This window comes from Streptomyces sp. NBC_01478 (genome assembly GCF_036227225.1).
GTDB lineage: Bacteria > Actinomycetota > Actinomycetes > Streptomycetales > Streptomycetaceae > Streptomyces.
The window spans coordinates 12,107,693-12,124,816 of sequence record NZ_CP109444.1 but is presented as its reverse complement, the minus strand read 5'-3'; the positions used below and the strand labels follow the sequence as shown (position 1 = coordinate 12,124,816).

Here is a 17,124-nt window from a genome sequence, read left to right as displayed (position 1 = left end):
CGCCGCTCCGCGACGGTTTGTAACGCGCGCTCCGCGACGTCACAAGCTGGCTAGAGGGCAAGGCGCCGGACCTCGCTAGCCGTTACATAATTTAAGTGGCTGCATCATTCGCTTTGAAAGCTCTGATACGTCTCTGATCTGATACGTCTCTGACCTGCTAGTACATCTCTTATTGTGCCTCGACTGCTCGCGAGGTGAAGCTGGGTCTTGGTGTTGAAGCGCCCTCCGGGCACCCCTTCCCTCACCTAATATGTACCCGCTACGTACGCTCTCTGGGCGGTACATAATTTACGTAACGACTACTCTCCGTATTTATAGTAGTGGTCTGGACCTCTAGTGAACACCCTATGCTTAAAGTAGCGACAAGAAACCTCTCCGGGAATTCACTCATCGCATTGTCTGTTTTCTTTTGGAGTGTTGGGTATTCTGTATTGATTCTCTCTGGATGGTGTTATCAAAAGGGGGTTGAATCGTTGTTTCATGAAGCCCGCAAATACCGGGACCTGATTTGAGGCTCCCCTTTTCATTCTTGTGCTCGGTTTTCTTTAGTTTCCAGAAAAGAGTGAGCACCACCCGCCAGCGTCAACAATCAGGTCAACGCACCTACGCCATTGACGCTCAGACGACGAGGACCAACTGACACTTCCCCACAGACCATCACAGCGATCATGGTCGTACCTCCGTCCAGCGGGAGTTTCCCGCCTCACCCCTTGGCGGGGCTCAGCGCCCGGAGGACAGCATCAGGCTGCCGACGGCTTCTGTCCCGGCCCGCAGCCGACCAGCCGCCGGCCTCTCCCCCACCGGACCCCGGCCTGTCGAGGCCCGGGGTCTCGTACTGTGGCCCGGCCGGCGGCTATCGCCCTGCGTCCCAACCGGTGAGCTGTTGGCGGTAGTCGGCGTTGAGCCGGGCGATCTGGATGTCTCCATCAGGGGTCAGGACGTAAGGCTGGTGCGCTCCCATGTCGGCCAACAGATCTGCGACGAGGGCGTAGGCCGCGACCACGGCCTCCCGCCTGTCGGTGACGATGGCACCAAGGTCCACCGTGGTCTGTGCCGGGCTTTCCGAAAGCGGCGCAACGGTGCCGTCCCTCGGGTAGGCCTCCTCTGACGCAACCAGGCGCACCGGCCCGTCGACGCCGTCGAAGCGCTGGAACGCAGCGGACAGAGCAGGAGCAGCCCTGGCAGCCGGGCCCGAACGATCTGCCCTTCACGGGGTAGTGCGCGGAGGCTCCAGGCGAGGTCGCCTGGAGCCTCCGCCGTCGACGCCGCCAGAACGTCCAGGAGGTGTGCCGCCCGCTGCTGCCCCGTCGTCTGCCGAGCACGGAGTCAGAAGACCAGATAGTCAAGTGACGGAACCTGGGGCGACAAAGATCATCGTCTGAAGCGTTAACGTTTATGACCGCTGTATGGCGGCCCGCCAGGGTGTTCGGGGTAAGAGTGGCTTCCAGGTGGCGTCATCGTGTTTACGGGTTCTCCGATAACCCGGTCTGAGAGGGAGGCGGACGGCCCGCCCGCCCCGGATATCGGCACCCGATCCGTCCGACCGCAGGGGCACCATAGGGGGCGTGAACAACGATCTCACCGTGCTCCAGCGGCAGAAGGCCGTGAGCCGGGACGCCACGATACGGATGCTGCTGGACAAGTCCAAGCGCTCCGGCCGTGCCGTCCCGATCCGGCGTGCGTTCGTCCAGGATGCCGAACCCGGCCTCCGCCTGGTCACGCGGCCCGGCCTGTTTCCCCAGCTGCTGCGCAGCCCCGAGCGGCTGGAGCTCTTCCTCTTGATCCACTGCGTCACGGCCAAGGTCGACTGGGGCGTGACTGCGCGGTCGGAGACCTGGGGGCGCGCGACGGGGATCTCCTTCGCCACCAACGGCGCGGCGAGCGCCGCGGTCTCCCGGCACCTGTCGAAGCTGAAGGCCCTGAAGCTGATCAGCACCGCCCCGGACGGCCGGATGACCCGGATCACCAAGCTGCTGGAGGACGGCTCTGGGGCCCCGTACTCGCTGCCGTCGGGCAGTGACCAGGGAACGCGCAAGGACACCTATTTCCGGGTGCCCTTCGCGTACTGGGAGCAGCACTACTACAAGTCGCTGTCGATGCCGGCGAAGGCGATGCTGTTCATCTTCATGGCCATGCGCAACCCCTCCTCCATCGTCATGCGCAAGGACCGGGAGTTCGCGGCCTGGTACGGCGTCTCCCCGTCGACCGTCAGCCGCGGCATCGCGGAGCTGAAGGCGAAGGACCTGCTGTACGAGTTCGTCTCCGAGCAGTTCCTGGACGGCTCCTCCGTCTTCGGCCAGAGCACCCGGGTCCGGTGGGCACTCGCCGCGCCGTTCGACCTGAACATCAACAAGAAGGACCGGGAGACCGCGGAGACCGCCTGGACCCCCCAGGGTGCCGCCGCGACCGCGCTGCGGATCGCCCCCACCGTCCCCGTGCTCGCCGCGGCCCTGCCGCCGCGATGAACACCGCCGGGGAGCTGCGGCCCCCGGCCTCACGACTCCCGGCCCGGCACACCCGGGTCGGGCGCGGCGCAGGCCGCCGCCCCGCAAACGGGCGACGGCCCCCTGTTGGAGCAGGGAGCCGCCCAGTGAAGAAACCGACAGTCACTCCCCAAGGAGGCACCATCAGCATGTCCAACGAGCCTAAGGGCACCGACCGGCTGGCGTCGACCCGGCACCACCTGCGCAAGGGCACGCCGCGCCGCATCTGGTCCAGGACCCGGGACCGGGTGCGGCAGATGCTGGACGGCGGCCGCCGCCGTCGCCTGCGCGCCCTCGCGCGTACGGCGGGCTACGGCATCCTCCGCGGCTCCGCCGGCGCCGTGGGCGCGAGCGGGACCGGGTGGATCATCTGGTGGATCCAGCAGCGCTGACCCGGCGCACCCGCTGATCCCACATCCGCCGACCTGGTGGTCCCGGTCCTGAGGCCGGGGCCACCAGCGGCTCCCCCTGTACGACGGTCACTGCACGCGCGCCGTCGTACGGGGCCAACTACAAGGGGCGAGAGCCGAGTTCGGTCACCGGTGCGCAACACGAGACGGCTCAGTTCGGCACGCCGCAGCACCCCGCGCGGGCGAGGCACTCGTGCGCGTAGGCTCCGGCGGCATGGCCGTCGACAGCATGGTTCAGCTCGTCTCCTCTCTCGCCGCACAGCGGCCGCACGAGATCCTGGGCACGCCAGAGAGCGAGTGGGTCGACTTCAAGAGCGTCCCGCCCGCAGGGCCGTACGACCTGAGCACCGACAAGGGCAAGTTCGAGCTCGCCAAGGACGTCGCCGCGTTCGCGAACGCCAGCGGCGGTCTGATCGTGTGCGGCTTCAAGGCCAAGAAGAAGCAGACCGAGCTCCACGAGGTCGCGGAGAAGGCCACGCCCTTCGACAAGAAGGTGGTCGACAGCACGAAGTACAAGGACGTCATCACGGAGTACGTACGCCCGCTGCTCAAGGTGGAGTTCTTTTGGTTCGACCACCCGGCCGAGGACTCGGACGTGTCCGGGCACTATTTCGTGATCGAGGTACCGGCGCTCCCAGAGGCCGACCGGTGGGCGATGGTCAACCGGGGCATCACCGACAACGGCCAGTTCATCAAGAACAGCTGGACCATCCCGATCCGCAACGGCGACACCACCGCCTACCTCTCGCCGGATGAGGTCTACCGGCTCCTGAACGACGGCCTGCACACGCGGCGTGGGCCCGCCGTCGCGCCCACGCCGGCTGCGGACCGGGCAAGGGTCCGGGAGACCTTGCGTACCGCCGCGGGCATGGAGGAGACGCCGGTGCTCTTCTTCCAGAGCGTCCCCGACCATCCGCGCGGACTCGTCTCCGGCATGTACGCCGACGGCGGCCTCCGAGACATCCTGGGCAACCAGGACACGCTCCGTGAGGCCTACGCCTTCAACTGGGCTTCGGAACACAACCGGCCGGAACCTCGTGCTGGCGGTCTCCTGCTGGCCGACGGTTCCCGCCGTGGGCTGCAGATCGAGTCGGACGGGGCGGTCACCGGGGCCGCAGCCGCGAACGAGAACATGCTGGGCTGGGCGATGGAGCCCGGAGTCCCCCAGCCCAGCAGGATCAGCGTGTTCGTGCTGACCGAGATCACGCTGGAGTACTTCCGGCTGGTCGACCGGCACGTCCTTCCCCTGGTCGACAGCACCTGGACGCACCGGATCGTCGCCTCGGACTTCACCCGCCCACCGGCCCGTACGCTGGCCCCCGGCAACGACCCGTCCTTCCCCCTCCGAGGCGCTCCGCAGCCTGCCACAAGCGACACCTGGAACCACAGCTGGCAGGCCGTGGGCAACCCGGAACGCGACGCGTACGAGGCGCTGAGCCGCATCTACTCGCTCTTCGGCCTCGATGTCAGCACCAACCCCTTCGTCGACGCGGACCGTGTGGTCACGGCAAAACTACCGACGAAGGAATAGCGGTCCTCCGTCCCCGCCGCGCCTCATCTGGGGCGCGGAGTGGTGGCCGGCGTGAAAATGACATGGCCCTTCATCACTCATGCCAGCAACGAGTGAGCATCACCCTCCAGCGTCAACAACCAGGTCAACGCACCTGTGCCATTGACACTCAGACGACGAGGACCAACTGACACTCCCCCGCAGACCATCACGCCGCGCTCGGCATGTACGGCCTGACGGTCGAGGACTGGGCGCAGATGCTGGGGGCGGCCGAGCGTGGCGAGGGACCGCCCGTGGACTGGGGCCTGTTGGAGCGGCACGCGGGTGTGGTGGGTCCGGTGAAGCGGGCCAGTGACGAGGAGCTCGTGCGGGCGCGGACCGTACGGACGGAGGGTACAAGGCGGACGGTGAGAGGTGAGGGGTGTACGGCATGGATGGCGCGATGTGCGTGATCTTGTAATTCTACGCGCGTTATGCATACAACTTGTCCATTTTGTCGATGACCTGGCACTCTGTCAGAGCACGTCAGTGGTCCTGACGACCTACCAGCCCCGTGCCGCCGTCCGGCGGAGAGGGCGTTGAGCTGCACGCTGCGGAGGCCCCCCTGCTTTCGAGGGGAGTTGTCCGGTGGCGTGCGCCGTCTCCGGTGGTGGACTCGAAGGGGCAGACGGTCCTCGCCGGTACGCGCTCGGTGTGCGTGACGGTGACGGCGGCCCTCGCCGGTGCTCCCTGGACAGGAGTGCCTGCGGTTCGGGGTGCGTGTGGCACCCGGCAGGACCGCCGGATGCGTTTCGTCGCACCCGGGGCCATGAGGGTTCCCGGAAAAGGACCGTTTGTCTCTCATGTCTTCCCGCAAGGCCCCTGAAGGGCCCTTCCCCTATCCGACCACCGCTGAGTGGGCGGAGAACCTCTACGAGGCCATCGCCAACACCTGCGCGGCCGAGGGCTTCGCGCCCGCTCCCCGGCCGGCCGTGATCGAGGGCCTCGCCCCGGCGCTCGGCCGGGGCGAGGCCAAGCGTGTCATCGAACGCCGCCGCGACGGCGGCCGCTTCCTGCGCCCGACGGCCTTCCATGTCGAGCAGCGCGACACCGACGGGGCGCTGCTGCTGCTGAATGTGGCCCTGCACGGGGCGGCGACGCTGCCCTGGGTCAACAACGACCGCACGCGCAGCGACTGGCTCCACCCCTCGCCCGCCAACCAGGCCCGTCTGGAGGAACTCGTCGGCCGGCAGCGGGCGGTGGCCGGTGGGTCCCTCGCGCTGGAGCGTGCGAAGACGGCACAGCGGGGGCTGGCCGCGACCGCGACGCCGGCGGAGAAGGACGCCGCGGTGGACGCGGTGAAGACCGCCGAGAGCGAACTGGCCCATGCCCAGCGGGAGCTGAAGGCGGTGGAGCAGGCCCTGGGCGGCCGGCGTCCGCTGCCGGTGGTGCGGGCCGTCGTCGAGGACGGGGTGCCGCTCGCGGCGCTCTCCGCGCAGGAGGTTTCCGCGGAGGTCGCCGTCGAGGTGCAGCACTACGCCGTGGAGATGCTGCAGCGGCGGGCTCGGCAGCGTTCCTACGACCTGGCGGAGTCCCTGGTGCAGGAGGGCCAGCGGGAGTCCACGGTGGTCGTGCTCCAGCGGACCCCGGTGGTCGACCGCAACGGGACCCGGCGGGACATCTGGCGGGGCAGTCAGGTCACGGGCGCCAACCGTGCCGACGCCCGGCTGAACGTCTTCGGGGTGTCGGCGCAGCAGCTGTTGACCGGGGTGCCGCAGTATCTGCTGCGGCTGCCCGGGGAGGAGGAGAACCGGCGGCTGGTCGTGCAGGGGCTCGGCGAGGTGCTGCGCCGGATCAGCACCAACCTCAACAACGGGTACGCCGATTCCGACCATGGCGCGGAGGGGCGTCCGAAGCGCGCCGCTCGGATCGCGCAGGTGTCCGCCCGTGTCGTGGTCGGCGCCAGGAAGCCGGAGCGGCTGGAGGAGTCGCTGCGCCAGCTGAACGTGCACGAGCACCTGCGCGGCCAGCTCGACTACGACGACATGGACCGTGCTCTGGGACTGTGGTCGACCCTGGTCAAGGCCTACCAGGCCAAGGGCCTGCTCGGTGAGCTGCTCGCCAAGGAGGTCGCCCAGAACCGCATCGGGGCCGGTGCGCTGGACGAGGATGCGATCGCCGACGCCCTGGTCGGGGCCCGGGCGCTCGACGAGCTCACGGTGCTGCTGTCCCCGGGGGACGAGGTGAGCCCTCTGACTCTGCGGGATGTGGCGATCCGCTGTGCCACCGTGATGGTGTTCCCGCCGGTCCCGCCGCGTCCGCAGGACCTGGCACCGCACGCCGCCATGCCCACCGGCCGGTACTGGCCCGTGGTGCGCACCGCCCTGCAGGAGGCTCCGTGGAGCCAGTCGAACGGGCCCAGGGCCGAGCGGCGCGCGGAGATGTGGGCGGCCGTGGTCGCCCAGCAGTTCGTCCACCGCGGCCCCCTGCTCGCCGTCCGGGGTCTGTTCGGCGCCCGCGATGTGCAGTATGGGGTGCGGCCGGACGCGCGCAGTCTCACCTCGATGCTGACGGCCTGCCGGCAGGGGGACGCCGAGGCCTGGGAGACCCTGGTGCGGCGGCACCTGGTGCCGGGACTGATCAACGCGGCCGAGCCGTTCGTCACCGCCGGCCAGGGCTCCGAGAAGAGCGAGGACCGCAAGGGCGTGCGGCGTACGCCGTCCAACGCGGTCCAGGCGCTGGTGGACGCCTACACCAAACCCTCGGAGGAGGTGACCCGTGAGCTGCTGGTCGCGTTCGCCGAGGCGGCGCTGCGCGCTCCCGACACCACGGCCGGGGACAGTCTGGTGCCGGGCACCTTCTGGGCGCCCGACGCCCATGGCGACCCGCGCGAGGGGGTTCTCGCCGACAAGCAGTGGTTCGACACCGTGTTCCCCAAGACCTCGATCCGCAAGATCAAGCGCGCGCAGCCGCCCACGGACGACACTTCCGGCGTCGAGGGCGAGGCGAGCGGCACGACGACCGTCGAGGTCGAGGAGGAGATCCCGGAGGACGCGCTCACCCGCATGACCCGCCTGCGCGCGGAACTGACCTTCCTGGTGGACAGCGGCAAGGACAGCGTCGCCACCGCCGCCGAACAGGTCCGCCTGCTCCTGACGACCGTCGAGGACGCCGTGCGCGCCCGTGAGGAGGCCGGCACCGAGGAGGAGCCCGCCGAGGTGCAGAAGCTGTACGTGAAGGACATCCGCGAGATCAAGAAGCAGTGCGCGCAGATCGTCGAGCTGCTGGATTCGGCCACCGTGGCGGTGACGTCGCTGTGAACGCCGACTGCTGCGCGGAACCGGTCGCCGGACCGCTGGTGGACATACGGGTGCTGCGGCAGGCGTGGACGGCGCTGGGCCCGCTGAGGTGCGGCACCTGGCCCGCCCCGTACAGCCTGGTGCCGCGGCACCGTCAGGAGAGCGTCGCGGTGCTGGACGAGGTGCTGGCCGGGCTGTACCTGGCGGTCGACGCCGACGGGCGGCTGCGGTGGCTGGGCAAGGCGCACCGCGACGGCGGAGTCGGTGCCCGGCTGCGGGATCACTTCCGTCATCCCGAGCGCGCCCGCGTCTACGCGGGGGTGTTCGTCGTGGAGGCCGATCCGTTCAGCCCTGCGAAGGCGGTCGAGGCCGCCGAGGGCCGGGCCGCCGACCTGATCGGGCTGCGCGGCCGCATGGGCCCGCGTACGTGGCCCGTGGTCACTCAGGAGCAGTGGCTCGCCCGGGTCACCTCCCGGCCCGCGTCGCGGATCGTCCGTCCCCGGCCTGCCGGGGACGACACCGGTGACCGGTCGGCGCCACCGGCCTGACAAACCGGGCCCGGTCCGTGAACGGTTGCCTTCCCGGCCGCCGCTTCCAGGCAGCCGGGAAGGCACCCCGCCGGTGGGCGTGGGAGCCGGCCCGTGGCAGGGCCGCACCAAGGTCTGGGGACGCCGGTGCGGAGCGAGGCCGTCGCCGGGTGTGCGGCGGTCCTGAGAAATCGGAAGAGCGCAGGCGGCGGGACGCCGCCTGGCCAGATGAAGGAGGACGGCGCGGTGGCGCTGGATTGGGATCGGATCGGTACGGGAGACAGCGAGGCGCTGCTGCGGCCCCGGGACATCTACGCGGGGCTGGCCAGCCGGCCGTGGCCGTACCTGCGGCATGAGCAGGGCGAGGTGCTGGACAAGTGGTTCGAGCGGCGCGGTGAACGCGATGTGGTGATCAAGCAGAACACCGGCGGGGGCAAGACGGCCGTCGGCCTGCTGATCGCGCAGAGCACCCTGAACGAGGGCATCGGCAAGGCCGTCTACCTGACCCCGGACAACTACCTCGTCAAGCAGGTCCGCGAGGAGGCCGCCAGGCTCAACATCGCCACCACGGACGATCCGTACGAGCAGGCGTTCCTCAACGCGCAGGCCGTGCTGGTGACGAACTACCAGAAGCTGCTCAACGGCAGGTCGGCCTTCGGTGTCGTCGGGGACGGCAAGGAGCCGCTCGATCTGGGCGTCGTCGTCGTCGACGACGCGCACGCCGCGCTGGCGCGGACCGAGGACCAGTTCCGGCTGCGGGTGCCCGCCGGGCACGAGGCGTACGACAAGCTGCTGCAGCTGTTCGCGCAGGACCTGCACCACCAGTCGGCGAACGCCTGGTCGGCTCTGGAGGACAAGGACCCCACCGCGTTGGCGCCGATCCCGTTCTGGGCGTGGGCCGACAAGCGCGACGAGGTGCTGAAGATCCTGCGCCCGCACCGCACGGAGCGGGTCTTCGAGTTCGTCTGGCCGCTGCTCGCGGAGGTGCTGCACCTGTCCACCGCGACGGCAACGTCGGCGGCGGTCGAGATCAGGCCCTCGTGCCCGCCGATTGACCGCATCCCGTCGTTCGTGCGCGCCCGCCGCCGGGTCTACCTGACCGCGACGCTCGCCGACGACAGCGCCCTGGTCACCGACTTCGGTGCCGACCCGGTCCTCGTCACGAAGCCCGTCACCCCGGGCAGCGCCGCCGACCTCGGTGAGCGGATGATCCTGGCCCCGGTGGCGCTCAACCCGAACCTGGATGACGAGGCCGTCCGCGTGCTGGCCCGCCAGTTCGCCGACGGGGACCAGGACGGCGACGGCATCGCCGAGACCGAGCCGGTCAACGTGGTCGTGCTGGTGCCCAGCGACCGGGCCGCCGCGAACTGGCGGCCCTACGCCCACCACATCTGGCGGGTCGGGGACCTCGAAGCGGGCGTGAAGGATCTCCAGGCCGGCCATGTGGGCCTGGTGGTACTGGTCAACAAGTACGACGGCGTCAACCTCCCGGCCGACGCCTGCCGTCTGCTGATTCTCGATCAGATCCCGCGGCCCCTGGACGGGGTGGAGCGGCGCGAGGCTGTCGCGTTGGCCGACAGCACGGTCCGTCTGGCCCGCGAGGTCCAGCGGATCGAGCAGGGCATGGGCCGCGGCGTGCGCGACGGCGAGGACTACTGCGCCGTCCTGCTGCTGGGGGCGAAACTCGCCACGGCGATCCATGACGCCCGCCACCTGGCTCTGTTCTCCCCGGCGACCCAGGCGCAGCTGAAGCTGAGCCGGGACATCGCCGGCCAGATCAAGGGCGAGGGGCTGGACGCGGTGAGGCAGGCGTTGCGGGCCTGCCTGGGGCGGGTGCCGCAGTGGCGCGAGCGCAGCCGCCGGGCGCTGGCGGAGGTGCGCTACGCCGAGCACGGGACGGTGCGGGACGAAGCCGTCGCGCTGCGCGAGGCGTTCGACCTCGCGGCCACCGGACGCGCCCCGGCCGCGGCCGAGCGGGTGCAGAAGGCGGTGAATGACCTCGGCGACGGCGACATGGCGCTGCGCGGCTGGCTGCGGGAGCAGAAGGCCGCCTACCTGCACCTCACCGACCCTGTGGCCGCCCAGCAGGCCCTGGCCGGCGCGCTGAACGACAACCCGTTCGTCCTGCGGCCCGTCAACGGCGGCGCCCCCGTCCAGCTCAAGGCGGCCGCGGTGCAGTCGCGTGCCGCCGCCGAGTTCCTGGCCGCCCGCTACCGCGACGGCGTCGGCCTCAGGCTCGGTGTGCAGGCGCTGTTCGAGGACGTGGTGTGGGGCGAGGAGGAGCGTTCCGACGACGCCGAGCGGGCCTGGCAGCAGCTCGGGCTGCATCTCGGGTTCGCCAGCACACGTCCGGAGAAGCTGTACGGCACCGGCCCGGACAACCTGTGGGCGCTCTCGGCGGCGCGGCAGGCCGTCGTCGAGCTGAAGACGGGCTGCACCACCGACACCATCGCGAAGAAGGACATGGACCAGCTCGGCGGCAGCGTCCGCTGGCTCAACGATCACAACGCCGAAGTGGAGGCCGTGGCGGTCATGCTGCACCCCAGCCGGGTCCGCGACGCCAAGGCGACCGCGGTGCCGGGCATGCGTGTCATCACCCCGGCCCTGTTCGAGAAGCTGAAGGAGGCCGTGACGGCCTACGCGGCGGCGCTCGCGAGCAGCCCGGACCGCTGGGCGGACGAACAGGCCGTCCGCGAACAGCTCACGCACCACAAGCTCACCGGCGACCGGTTCTTCGCCGCCTACTCCGAATCTCTGCGCGCCTGATCAACACCCGGACGTCAGAGGGGTCCTGGGCCGGTACGGGCCGCCGTGTATGACGGCGGGACCGTACCGGCCGACAGGCAGGTACGGCGGACGTATCCGGCGGGCCCGATGAGGGACAGCTGTGACCGGTCGGCAGCCCCGGCACCGTTCGCCCGGCCCGCCGCGGCCGGAGGGCGGTGGCGGGCCGGGGAACTCGGCGGCTGGGCGGGGCGGAATGTCAGAGGAGGTTCGTAGGGTGGGCGTGTGGTGAGAGTTCCGTGGGAGAAGCTGGCCGAGAACCCCAGCCTGTCGGAGTCCCTGGTGACGCTGCTGGTGATGCGCCTGCGGGAGCGGGCACAGGCGGTCGACGGGACGGGCGGGGACGGCGGCCGGGACCTGTTCGAGTACACCGACGACGGCGAACTGATCGTGTACGAGGCGAAGTCGTTCACCGGCCGGATGACCGCAGTGCGCCGCAGGCAGGTGGAGCGGTCGCTGGTGTCGGCGGCTCGTCACCAGCCGGACCACTGGGATCTCCTCGTACCGATCGATGCGACCCCCGCCGAGCAGCAGTGGTTCGACCGCCTGCGCGTCAAGTTCCCCTTCGTACGGCGGTGGCGGGGGCGCAGCTGGCTGGACGAGAAGGTGGCGGCCCATCCCGATCTGGTGCGCTACGCGCTGCAGGAGGCCGAGAGCTACGTCCTGGAGTGCATCGCCGATGCGCGTGCCGAACGCGACACGTTGGCCGGCGGGATCTCCGACTACGTCGAACGGGCCCGCGCACTGCATGCGCGGGTCCAGGAGATCTCCCCCCACTACGCGGTGCATACCTCCCTGGACGCCGACGGTCGGACGGTCGTGCACCTGACGCCGCGGGGGCCCGACCCGGACGGGCAGGGCACCATCCGGTTCACCGGCCGGGTCCGCTTCGCCGACGGAGACCCGCAGGAGGCCCGCCGAAGGCTGCGGTTCGAGGAGACCATGCGCTTCGGCGGCGAGGTGGAGCTGAGCGCGGACAACCTCGCCGAAGCCGCCCTGTCGGGCCCCGCCGGGCTGGGGCTGGAGCGGATCGCGGTGGGCGGTGTGCGCATCACCTCGCCCCAGCAGGAGGTGACGCCTCCACTGCAAGCGCAGGTCATCGTCCAGCAGCCCTCGGGCGTTCCGCTCGCCTCCCTGCCCGTGTCCTTCACGCACCGGGTGAGCGGTAGGGACGGCGGGACCCTCCACGGCAGTGACATGACGGGGTTGATGCGGGTACGGCTGCGCTACACCCACCGCGAGCTCTCCGCACAGCTGAAGTTCTCCTTCCAGCCGCCCGAGGCGGCGATGCCGCAGACGATGGTGCCCGTGCTCCGGCTGCTCAGCCAGGCCACGCCCGGTCGCTTCATGGAACTCGCCTTCGCCGGGCAGCCGGCCGGCCAGGTGCGGGCACCGATCAGCACGACCATGACACCTCAGGGCTGGCAGCCGGGAGAAGCCCAGCTGTGGGCCGATGCCTTCGACGACCTGACGCGGCTGCAGAGCAGGACCGGGCGTTTCTTCCCCGTTCCCGATGACTTCACCAAGCACGATGCGCGTGAGGTCAAGGACATCCTCTCCCTGCTCGACGGGGAAGAGATCGTGCTGCGGGGCGACACGGTGTCCATGGGCGTCGACAGCAACGAGGCCCTCATCCAACTCGGGGACATCCGCGCGGGGATGTTCCGCGTCACCGCCGGCTACGAGGGGATGCTCTTCACCCTCGGCGAGCATCAGATCGACCTCGGTCCCTGCACCGAGATCTACACCATGGACAAGATCCTGAACATGAAGGAGGCCCGGCGCGACCTCGCCGCGCGCGGGCACGCAACCGTGGTGATGCGCATCGCCGAGCGCTTCCCGGCCGTGCGCTACCTCGGGCCCGAACGGCCGGCGTGATGGCGGAGGATGTCCACCCCCACAGCGCGTCGCACCATCCGCAGCTGGAAGTACTGGGTCGGCCTGCCCATGCGGGCCATGGACGGTGTGACGGAGAAGGTCGAACCGCGCGAGTACCGGGTGTGGCTGAACCCGGAACAAGTTCATCCGGTCACGGGGGTGTCCTACGACCAGGTCCCGACGTACGGTCCGCCCCGAGATGAGTGTCAGGCCGCCTCGGCGTCAACTGGTGGGCGTGGGAGGTCGAGTCCTCGTGTGTGCGGGGTGGCCGGTGCTGGACGCTGGGGCCCGCGACCGCGCGTTCCGTGACTTCGGCGGGGCGGTCGAGGTGGCCCGTGCGTTCTACCTCGGCGCCCGTGCCGGCAGCCCGGACCCCTCCGTGGCCACCGGCTCGTGCGCGGACTGCCCGGCCCCGGCCAGGGCGCGGATCTGACGGACCAGCCGCGGCACGACGGCGGCGCCCACGATCACCAGGGCGCCGCCCGCGAGGGTGGTCCGGACGCCGACCATGCGGGAGAGCGGGCCCGCCGCGAGGTAGCCGAACGGCACGGGAACGAGCTGCCCGAGCGTCGCGTACGACAGTGCCCGGCTCAGCCGGTCGGCCGGGATGCGCTCCTGCACCAGGCCGGACCATACGGTCATGCTGATGGTGGTGGTCGGCGTGAAAATGACATGGCCCTTCATCACTCATGCCAGCAACGAGTGAGCATCACCCTCCAGCGTCAACAACCAGGTCAACGCACCTGCGCCGTTGACGCTCAGACGACGAGGACCAACTGACACTCCCCCGCAGACCATCACGGTCGTGTCAGGCTCCGATGCCGATGTAGGAGACGTAGGTGTAGGCGCCCCAGTCGGAGTCGAGTTCTGCGATGACGTCGTCCCAGAGGTCTTCCAGGGTGTTCAGGTCGCTGGCGACGAGGGCGTCGACGGCGTCGTCCCAGATGTAGCGGACCTGCCGGTGCTGGATCCTCAGGTTGTCTCGGCGGCGTGGCTCGTCGACGGTGGTCTGGTTGACGGGGTGGATCTCGATGCGGGTACCGCGGCCGCTGCGGTTGAGGTGTTGCTTGAGGGCGCCGGGGTTGGTGAGCACGTTGTGGGCTCTTAGGTTCCAGTAGGCGGTGTCGATCGCTTCGAGGTTGGCCGGGCGTGGGCGCTGGGTGCCGCGGGTCCAGGCGCGGATCGTGGCGGGGGCGGCGTGGATGCCGGCGTCGGCCAGGGCTTGGGGGCCGCCTTTGGTGGTGGTGAGGTAGCGCATGCGGGCTTTCAGGCCGCGGCGGGTGTCGACTGGGGATTTGATTCCGCCGTCGATGATCATGCGTTCGAGGGCGTCTTCGAGTGCCCGGGCGAGGGCGACTTTGCCGTGGACGTTTCCCGGGTCGCGGTCTGCACCGTAGTTGCCGAAATTCTTCCATCCGTCGGTCGACATCTATCGGGCGCTCTTCCTCGGCAGGGGGTACTGGTCTTTTTGTTTCATCTGGGTGGTGAGGCGGCCTTCGGTGAATACCGTGCGCCAGTCGCCGGCAACGTGCAGTTCGTCGGTGCCGCGGACGCGGACAACGGTCAGGCCGTTGCCGTGGGCCCGGTGGGATTTATACCAGAGGTTAGCGAATGCCTGGGAGCGGATGATGTGCATCCAGTCGGGTCGGCGGATGTCGCGGTTGACGCTTGATTCTCCGATGGTGGAGGTGAATTTCGAGTACATGGATTTGATGTATTCGACGGTCACCATGTCATCGGCCTTGATCGCGTTTGTGCGGGCCTCGGTCAGGACTCGGCGGAATTTTTCCAGGAGGCCTTCGCTGGTGCCGGAGGTCCAGCATTCGGTGATGTGTGGGGCCTCGCACAGGCCGAGGCGGGCGCAGCGGATGAGGAGGCGGATGGTGGCGTCGTCGAGGAGGACGGGGCCGTCTTCGCGGCGGTTGCCGATGGGGTCGGGCAGGTCGGTGTGGTGCCAGGTGGGGCGGGTGGGGAGGTGGTAGACGCCGGAGCGTTTGGGGTCGAAGCCACCGTGGGGGTCGTGGATGAGGGCGCCGATGGGCAGGTGGGTCTTGAAGGCGGACAGGAAGCTGGCGTTGGTGTCGAGGGCGTTGACGGTGATCGGGGGGTGAGTGCCGTTTTGCAGGGCGTCCGTGAGGTGGGTGTTGGTCCAGTTGTGGCGGCCTTCCCAGATTTCGTCGGCGCCGTCCTTGGTTTTCTTTCGGAGGAATTCGAGGGTTTCCGGATAGACGGTGTGCTCGTAATTTCCGCCGACGCGGGTTGCTTCGAACAGGGCCATTGCGTTCGGTACGGCCTTTTTCACCAGGGCTTCGGTTGCGGCGGTGATGTCACCGTCATGGTCGTGGAGGGCTTCGTCGACAGCGCGGGTGATCATGCCGGTGAAGTAGCTGTAGTCCCGGTTTGCGTAGCCGCCCTCGGACGGAGGTGGGGCGGTGGCGGGGCGGGGCGATGGCCTGCGGGCGGCGGCGGTGTGGGCTGTCGGGGCGGGCTGGGTGGGCGTGGGGTCCGGGGGTGGGCTGGTGGGGGCGGGGAGTGGCACCTGCGGGGGCTGTGCGGGGGTGTGCAGGCTCGCGGCCGGTGGCGGCGCTGGGGTGGTGGGGCTGGCGTAGGGGGTGGCCGGGTCGGTGATGCGGGCGTGGGCAAGGTCGGCGTGGAGAGTGAGGGTGGCCTGCGGGCCGAGGTCGCGTTCGGTGATGGTGGCGTGGATCTGGTCGGCGTCGCGGGTCAGGATGATGGTGATGTCGAGGCTGAGCGCGGCGATCAGCTGGGGGTCGTCGGTGTCGACGGCGGCGAGGACGGGGAGCTCGTGGGTGCGGGCCAGATGAGCGAGGGCCTGGGCGGCGTCAGTGATCTGGACCGGGCCGGACAGCGGCACTCGGGGGTCTTCGGTGGTCTGCAGACGATCGACCACGACGAGGGCCAGGCCGGGCAGGTCCGGGACGCTTTCGGCGATCGCGTCGGTGGTCAGGTCGGTGCCGTCGTCGATGTACAGCGGGGCTGAGGCGAGGTGGTGGTGGAGGGCTGCGGTGTCGTCCTGCTCGGTGGGGGTAAGGCGGCCGGCTCGCAGGCGGCGGTAGTCGACAGGCAGGTGCGCGGCGACGATGCGTGCGGCGATGTCGGCTCGGGTGAGTCCGGATGCGGCATACAGGACGGGTTGGTGCTGGTCGAGGGCGCTGGTGCGTGCGGCGGCGGTGGCGATCAGGCTGGATCCGGCGCCTGGGGCGGCGGCGACGAGATAGAAGCGGCCGGGCTGGAGGCCGCCGAGGGCGTCGTCCAGGGTACGGATGCCCGTCGGGAGGCCCATCAAGGATGTGGGGGTGGGGGTTTCACCGGCGGGGACGGTGGCGGGAAGGACGGTGTCCAGGGCCTGGGCGAGTGCGGCCAGCCGTCGCGGGGTGCGCGGCGCAGTGATGACTGGTGGGCCGCTGGCCGGGATGGCTGTCTCGTGGCCGGTACTGGGCGTCGCCGGAACAGGGGCCAGCGGGCCCGGCTGGGGCGGGCCCAGCTCGGGCGGGGCCGAGGAGGCTGCGGGGAGGGCGGCCGTCGGTGTGACCGGGTGCCGGAGGGCCGGAGGGCCGGGTGTGGGGGTGGCAGGGGTTGGAGCGTTAGCGGCTGGCGAGCCAGTGGGTGTGGCTGGGGGGATGCCGGGTGAGGCGGGCGGCGTGTGGGCGGGTGCAGGCGTGTCTTGGGCTGCCGGGGCCGGTTCCGGCAGGGGTTCTGAGGGCGTGGTGGGTGTAGTGGCCGCTTCGGCAGGGGTAGTTGTCGGCGCGGGTACGAGGTCTTTGACGGCTTCTGCTTCGGCTGCTGTTGCGGTCGGAAGGGGGTTCTGGACTGCTTGCTGGCCCTCAGGGGGTGGTGTGGTGGAGTCCGGGGCTGCTGTTGCAGCCGGAGCTGCTGTGTCGGGTGCGGGCTCGGCTTGAGGTGCGGGCGGGGTGGGGGTGCCGTCCGCGGCTGCGGGGAGCAGGACGGCGACGGGGGTCTTGTGGCGGCACAGCACCTGGGGATGGCCCTCGGCGCCGTACTGGATCAGATCCCCGAGCTTTTTGCGGGCGTCCGCAACACTGTGGGTGGTGGCTTGGGTGAGGTCCCAGCCCAGTTCGGTCGCGTGGGCGGGGGTGGTGAGCAGTGCATGGTGCGGGCCGCGCGTCAGGGGTGTGGGTTCCCCCTGGATGGCTGCGTCGATCATCTGCCGGAGCTTGCTGCGGGCCTCGTGCAGCGTCGTCGGGACGTGGGGTGTTTCCGCGTCAGGGGCGG

General features: G+C 69.8%; 11 protein-coding genes. 7 read left to right on the top strand and 4 right to left on the bottom strand.

Features of this window, described 5'->3' with window-relative positions:
• Nucleotides 1-853 precede the first annotated feature (853 nt).
• Entirely contained in the window at nucleotides 854-1,042 is a 189-nt protein-coding gene (locus tag OG223_RS53830; RefSeq protein WP_329240454.1) for a hypothetical protein, read from the bottom strand.
• Between the two features lie 523 nt (nucleotides 1,043-1,565).
• Here OG223_RS53830 and OG223_RS53825 point away from each other — a divergent pair.
• The 7 genes from OG223_RS53825 to OG223_RS53795 all read left to right on the top strand — a co-directional run bounded on the left by OG223_RS53825 (nucleotide 1,566) and on the right by OG223_RS53795 (nucleotide 12,870).
• Nucleotides 1,566-2,465, top strand: coding sequence for a hypothetical protein (locus OG223_RS53825; RefSeq protein ID WP_329240457.1), 900 nt, complete (start codon nucleotides 1,566-1,568; stop codon nucleotides 2,463-2,465).
• Nucleotides 2,466-2,632: 167 nt separating this feature from the next.
• Nucleotides 2,633-2,875 carry a hypothetical protein gene (locus OG223_RS53820; protein ID WP_329240460.1) on the top strand — a complete coding sequence of 81 codons (243 nt, stop codon included), beginning with the start codon at nucleotides 2,633-2,635 and terminating at the stop codon, nucleotides 2,873-2,875.
• A 232-nt stretch (nucleotides 2,876-3,107) separates the two neighbouring features.
• Entirely contained in the window at nucleotides 3,108-4,424 is a 1,317-nt protein-coding gene (locus OG223_RS53815) for an AlbA family DNA-binding domain-containing protein (RefSeq protein ID WP_329240463.1), read from the top strand.
• Between the two features lie 821 nt (nucleotides 4,425-5,245).
• The gene (locus OG223_RS53810; protein WP_329240464.1) at nucleotides 5,246-7,702 is read left to right on the top strand and encodes a hypothetical protein; all 2,457 of its coding nucleotides are present in this window, start codon (nucleotides 5,246-5,248) and stop codon (nucleotides 7,700-7,702) included.
• Entirely contained in the window at nucleotides 7,699-8,229 is a 531-nt protein-coding gene (locus tag OG223_RS53805) for a hypothetical protein (RefSeq protein WP_329240467.1), read from the top strand. Before OG223_RS53810 ends, OG223_RS53805 begins: the two co-directional genes overlap by 4 nt.
• A 225-nt stretch (nucleotides 8,230-8,454) precedes the next feature.
• Nucleotides 8,455-10,974 carry a DEAD/DEAH box helicase family protein gene (locus OG223_RS53800; RefSeq protein WP_329240470.1) on the top strand — a complete coding sequence of 840 codons (2,520 nt, stop codon included), beginning with the start codon at nucleotides 8,455-8,457 and terminating at the stop codon, nucleotides 10,972-10,974.
• Nucleotides 10,975-11,217: 243 nt separating this feature from the next.
• Nucleotides 11,218-12,870, top strand: a complete 1,653-nt coding sequence (locus OG223_RS53795) for a hypothetical protein (RefSeq protein ID WP_329240473.1) — start codon at nucleotides 11,218-11,220, stop codon at nucleotides 12,868-12,870.
• 342 nt (nucleotides 12,871-13,212) lie between these two features.
• Here the strand turns inward: OG223_RS53795 and OG223_RS53790 are convergent, their stop codons facing one another.
• The 3 genes from OG223_RS53790 to OG223_RS53780 form a co-directional block, all read right to left on the bottom strand.
• On the bottom strand, nucleotides 13,213-13,512 hold the full coding sequence (locus OG223_RS53790) for a hypothetical protein (protein WP_329240476.1): 300 nt from the start codon (nucleotides 13,510-13,512) through the stop codon (nucleotides 13,213-13,215).
• 166 nt (nucleotides 13,513-13,678) lie between these two features.
• Nucleotides 13,679-14,299 carry a hypothetical protein gene (locus OG223_RS53785; protein ID WP_329240479.1) on the bottom strand — a complete coding sequence of 207 codons (621 nt, stop codon included), beginning with the start codon at nucleotides 14,297-14,299 and terminating at the stop codon, nucleotides 13,679-13,681.
• Nucleotides 14,300-16,174 (bottom strand): DnaB-like helicase C-terminal domain-containing protein, encoded by a 1,875-nt coding sequence (locus OG223_RS53780; RefSeq protein WP_329240481.1) that lies wholly within the window; start codon nucleotides 16,172-16,174, stop codon nucleotides 14,300-14,302.
• Nucleotides 16,175-17,124: the final 950 nt, after the last annotated feature.

Coding starts and splice junctions, on each gene's coding strand:
- OG223_RS53820 (WP_329240460.1), top strand. CDS start 2,633: ATGTCCAACGAGCCTAAGGGCACCGACCGGCTGGCGTCGACCCGGCAC.
- OG223_RS53815 (WP_329240463.1), top strand. CDS start 3,108: ATGGCCGTCGACAGCATGGTTCAGCTCGTCTCCTCTCTCGCCGCACAG.
- OG223_RS53810 (WP_329240464.1), top strand. CDS start 5,246: ATGTCTTCCCGCAAGGCCCCTGAAGGGCCCTTCCCCTATCCGACCACC.
- OG223_RS53790 (WP_329240476.1), bottom strand. CDS start 13,512: ATGACCGTATGGTCCGGCCTGGTGCAGGAGCGCATCCCGGCCGACCGG.
- OG223_RS53785 (WP_329240479.1), bottom strand. CDS start 14,299: ATGTCGACCGACGGATGGAAGAATTTCGGCAACTACGGTGCAGACCGC.
- OG223_RS53780 (WP_329240481.1), bottom strand. CDS start 16,174: ATGGGCCTCCCGACGGGCATCCGTACCCTGGACGACGCCCTCGGCGGC.